This is a genomic window from Cohnella caldifontis (assembly GCF_029360585.1).
GTDB classification, from domain to species: domain Bacteria; phylum Bacillota; class Bacilli; order Paenibacillales; family Paenibacillaceae; genus Cohnella; species Cohnella caldifontis.
In genome coordinates this window covers 1-4,994 of sequence record NZ_JAQZSJ010000040.1, presented here as the reverse complement: position 1 = coordinate 4,994, position 4,994 = coordinate 1, and the positions used below count along the sequence as shown (strand labels likewise).

Below are 4,994 nucleotides of genomic sequence, written 5' to 3'. Positions count from 1 at the left end.
CCGCGCTGAGGGAACCTTGGGGCGCCTCCGTTACATTTTGGGAGGCGACCGCCCCAGTCAAACTGCCCGCCTGACACGGTCCCTTCACCGGATTCACGGTGACAGGTTAGAACTCCGATACGATCAGGGTGGTATCCCAACGTCGCCTCCACCTAAGCTGGCGCTCAGGCTTCCTAGGCTCCCACCTATCCTGTACAGACCGTACCAAAGTCCAATATCAAGCTGCAGTAAAGCTCCATGGGGTCTTTCCGTCACGTCGCGGGTAACCTGCATCTTCACAGGTACTAAAATTTCACCGGATCTCTCGTTGAGACAGCGCCCAAGTCGTTACGCCATTCGTGCGGGTCAGAATTTACCTGACAAGGAATTTCGCTACCTTAGGACCGTTATAGTTACGGCCGCCGTTTACTGGGGCTTCGGTTCACAGCTTCGGGTTGCCCCTAACCGCTCCCCTTAACCTTCCAGCACCGGGCAGGCGTCAGCCCGTATACTTCGCCTTGCGGCTTCGCACAGACCTGTGTTTTTGCTAAACAGTCGCTTGGGCCTCTTCACTGCGGCCCCCTCAGGCTATTCACCTTACCGGGGCACCCCTTCTCCCGAAGTTACGGGGTCATTTTGCCGAGTTCCTTAACGAGAGTTCTTCCGCGCGCCTTAGAATTCTCATCTCGCCTACCTGTGTCGGTTTGCGGTACGGGCACCTTCGCCTGGCTAGAGGCTTTTCTCGGNNNGGGTCATTTTGCCGAGTTCCTTAACGAGAGTTCTTCCGCGCGCCTTAGAATTCTCATCTCGCCTACCTGTGTCGGTTTGCGGTACGGGCACCTTCGCCTGGCTAGAGGCTTTTCTCGGCAGCGTGAGCACAAGACCTTCGGTACTGCAATTTTCCCTCCCCGTCACAGCTTGAGGTTACAGTGCGCGGATTTGCCTACGCACACCTCTTGCTGCTTGGACCGGCTATTCCATCAGCCGGCGTCTCTGCCCTCCTGCGTCCCCCCATCGCTCGTAACGGCTTACGGTGGTACAGGAATTTCAACCTGTTGTCCTTCGACTACGCCTTTCGGCCTCGCCTTAGGTCCCGACTTACCCTGGGCGGACGAACCTTCCCCAGGAACCCTTAGGCTTTCGGCGGACAGGATTCTCACCTGTCTTTTCGTTACTCATACCGGCATTCTCACTTGTATGCAGTCCACCAGTCCTTCCGGTCTGACTTCAACCCGCATACNAGGATTCTCACCTGTCTTTTCGTTACTCATACCGGCATTCTCACTTCTGTAAAGTCCACCAGTCCTTCCGGTCTGACTTCAACCCTTACAGAACGCTCCCCTACCCAAGCGCGCCTAAAGCGCGTCTGCCATAGCTTCGGTGGTGTGTTTAGCCCCGTTACATTTTCGGCGCAGAGTCACTCGACCAGTGAGCTATTACGCACTCTTTAAATGGTGGCTGCTTCTAAGCCAACATCCTGGTTGTCTTCGCAACTCCACATCCTTTCCCACTTAACACACACTTGGGGACCTTAGCTGATGATCTGGGCTCTTTCCCTCTTGACGACGGATCTTAGCACTCGCCGTCTGACTCCCGGATATACATGCGCGGCATTCGGAGTTTGACTGGACTTGGTAACCCTTGGCGGGCCCCGCACCCCATCAGTGCTCTACCTCCGCGATGCTTGATTCCGAGGCTAGCCCTAAAGCTATTTCGGGGAGAACCAGCTATCTCCGAGTTCGATTGGAATTTCTCCCCTACCCCCACGTCATCCCCGAGCTTTTCAACGCTCGTGAGTTCGGGCCTCCAGCAGGTGTTACCCTGCCTTCACCCTGCACAGGGGTAGATCACACGGTTTCGGGTCTACGCCCACGTACTATAGCGCCCTATTCAGACTCGCTTTCGCTTCGGCTCCGCCTATCCAGCTTAACCTCGCACGTGAACGTAACTCGCCGGTTCATTCTACAAAAGGCACGCCATCACCCCTAAATCGGGCTCTGACTTCTTGTAAGCGCACGGTTTCAGGTTCTATTTCACTCCGCTCCCGCGGTGCTTTTCACCTTTCCCTCACGGTACTGCTTCGCTATCGGTCGCCAGGGAGTATTTAGCCTTGGCAGATGGTCCTGCCGGATTCCCACGGGGTTTCACGTGTCCCGCGGTACTCGGGATCCGTCTCGGAGGGAGCACCCTTTCAGCTACAGGGCTGTTACCTTCTGTGGCGGGACTTTCCAGTCCTCTTCGCTTAAAGCACTCCTTTGTAACTCCATGTGAGACGTCCCACAACCCCAGGGAGNGCGGGACTTTCCAGTCCTCTTCGCCTAAGATGCTCCTTTGTAACTCCATGTGAGACGTCCCACAACCCCAGGGGGCAAGCCCCCTGGTTTGGGCTAATCCGCGTTCGCTCGCCGCTACTGACGGAATCACTCTTGTTTTCTTCTCCTCCAGGTACTTAGATGTTTCAGTTCCCTGGGTATGCCTCCTCGTGAGCTATGGATTCACTCACGGGTAACCGAGCATTACCTCGGCTGGGTTTCCCCATTCGGATATCCCCGGATCCAAGCCTACTTACGGCTCCCCGAGGCTTTTCGCAGTTCGTCGCGTCCTTCGTCGGCTCCTGGCGCCTAGGCATCCACCGTGCGCCTTGATTAGCTTAACCTTTGCTTTGGATTTCTCCTTANNNGGCTCGCAGTTAAACACAGGTGCTTCGATGATGATGTTCATCAGCGCAGATGTTTCGTTTCGCTATCCAGTTTTCAAGGTGCAATACCGAGCGACGAAGTCGTCTCGGCCCGTACGCCTAGAGGCAACGTTGCGAAGCAACGTGTTCGAGGCCGTACGTTTTTCGCCGCTCTCGCGGCAGGAAGACTATCTTATCACGATCCGCCCGTCCGCTCAACCATCAAAAGTTGGCAGCCGTTCGTTCGCGGCAAGATCACTCATGGTGGAGCCAAGCGGGATCGAACCGCTGACCCCCTGCTTGCAAGGCAGGTGCTCTCCCAGCTGAGCTATGGCCCCATGACATTTCCCCACAAAGTGACGTATAGCTTCGCAGCCTATTCCGATTACTTTGCGTGGGCCCCGTTAGGGAAGGTGAAGTTGGTTGGCCTTAGTGGACTCGAACCACCGACCTCACCCTTATCAGGGGTGCGCTCTAACCAGCTGAGCTAAAGGCCAATATTCGCAAGTCATGCAAAAGACCCGCAAAACGGGCCTGCCCTGGTCGTCGACTTCGTCGACCGCTTGGGCCTGCGGCTCACCCTGGCTGTCAACGCGAAGTCGACTGCTCGGGCATGCAANCAGGGGTGCGCTCTAACCAGCTGAGCTAAAGGCCAATATTCGCAAGCCATGCAAAAGACCCGCAAAACGGGCCTGCCTGGCGGCGTCCTACTCTCCCAGGACCCTTCGGTCCAAGTACCATCGGCGCTGGAGGGCTTAACGGTCGTGTTCGGGATGGGTACGCGTGGAACCCCTCCGCCATAACCACCAGACAGGTGCGCATGTCGCCAAACATACGCAGTGTGTTGCTTGAAAGGGACTTGCCCCTTCAAAACTGAACTCGAGCGTAATCGGACTTCGTAATGCCCTTACGGGCTCCTTAGAAAGGAGGTGATCCAGCCGCACCTTCCGNTAATGCCCTTGCGGGCTCCTTAGAAAGGAGGTGATCCAGCCGCACCTTCCGATACGGCTACCTTGTTACGACTTCACCCCAATCATCTACCCCACCTTCGGCGGCTGGCCCCTTGCGGTTACCCCACCGACTTCGGGTGTTGTAAACTCTCGTGGTGTGACGGGCGGTGTGTACAAGACCCGGGAACGTATTCACCGCGGCATGCTGATCCGCGATTACTAGCAATTCCGACTTCATGCAGGCGAGTTGCAGCCTGCAATCCGAACTGAGACCGGCTTTGCTGGGATTGGCTCCGCCTCGCGGCTTCGCGGCCCGTTGTACCGGCCATTGTAGTACGTGTGTAGCCCAGGTCATAAGGGGCATGATGATTTGACGTCATCCCCGCCTTCCTCCGGTTTGTCACCGGCAGTCACTCTAGAGTGCCCACCATTACGTGCTGGCAACTAGAATCAAGGGTTGCGCTCGTTGCGGGACTTAACCCAACATCTCACGACACGAGCTGACGACAACCATGCACCACCTGTCTCCCCTGTCCCGAAGGAAAGCCTCATCTCTGAGACGGTCAGGGGGATGTCAAGACCTGGTAAGGTTCTTCGCGTTGCTTCGAATTAAACCACATACTCCACTGCTTGTGCGGGTCCCCGTCAATTCCTTTGAGTTTCAGTCTTGCGACCGTACTCCCCAGGCGGAGTGCTTAATGTGTTAACTTCGGCACCGAGGGGTGGACCCCCCCGACACCTAGCACTCATCGTTTACGGCGTGGACTACCAGGGTATCTAATCCTGTTTGCTCCCCACGCTTTCGCGCCTCAGCGTCAGTTACAGTCCAGAGAGCCGCCTTCGCCACTGGTGTTCCTCCACATCTCTACGCATTTCACCGCTACACGTGGAATTCCGCTCTCCTCTTCTGCACTCAAGTTCCCCAGTTTCCAGTGCATCACGGGGTTGAGCCCCGCACTTAGACACCAGACTTAAAGAACCGCCTGCGCGCGCTTTACGCCCAATAATTCCGGACAACGCTTGCCCCCTACGTATTACCGCGGCTGCTGGCACGTAGTTAGCCGGGGCTTTCTTCTCAGGTACCGTCACCCAAGGAGCAGTTACTCTCCCTGGCGTTCTTCCCTGGCAACAGAGCTTTACGACCCGAAAGCCTTCCTCACTCACGCGGCGTTGCTCCATCAGGCTTTCGCCCATTGTGGAAGATTCCCTACTGCTGCCTCCCGTAGGAGTCTGGGCCGTGTCTCAGTCCCAGTGTGGCCGTTCACCCTCTCAGGTCGGCTACGCATCGTCGCCTTGGTGGGCCGTTACCTCACCAACTAGCTAATGCGCCGCAGGCCCATCCATAAGCCGCAGCTTGCGCCGCGTTTCCCAGCTCCTTCATGCGAAGA

General features: G+C 56.7%; 2 tRNA genes and 3 rRNA genes. All 5 read right to left on the bottom strand.

Going from position 1 to position 4,994, the window contains the following annotated elements:
* Positions 1 to 2,635 (bottom strand): 23S ribosomal RNA (locus tag PTZ19_RS25150); the annotation flags it as partial.
* Positions 2,636 to 2,918: 283 nt separating this feature from the next.
* Positions 2,919 to 2,994 (bottom strand) — tRNA-Ala (locus PTZ19_RS25145).
* Between the two features lie 82 nt (positions 2,995 to 3,076).
* A tRNA-Ile gene (locus PTZ19_RS25140) sits at positions 3,077 to 3,153 on the bottom strand.
* A gap of 197 nt (positions 3,154 to 3,350) precedes the next feature.
* Positions 3,351 to 3,467, bottom strand: a 5S ribosomal RNA gene (gene rrf, locus PTZ19_RS25135).
* 163 nt (positions 3,468 to 3,630) lie between these two features.
* Positions 3,631 to 4,994: ribosomal RNA gene (locus tag PTZ19_RS25130) — 16S ribosomal RNA — on the bottom strand; the annotation flags it as partial.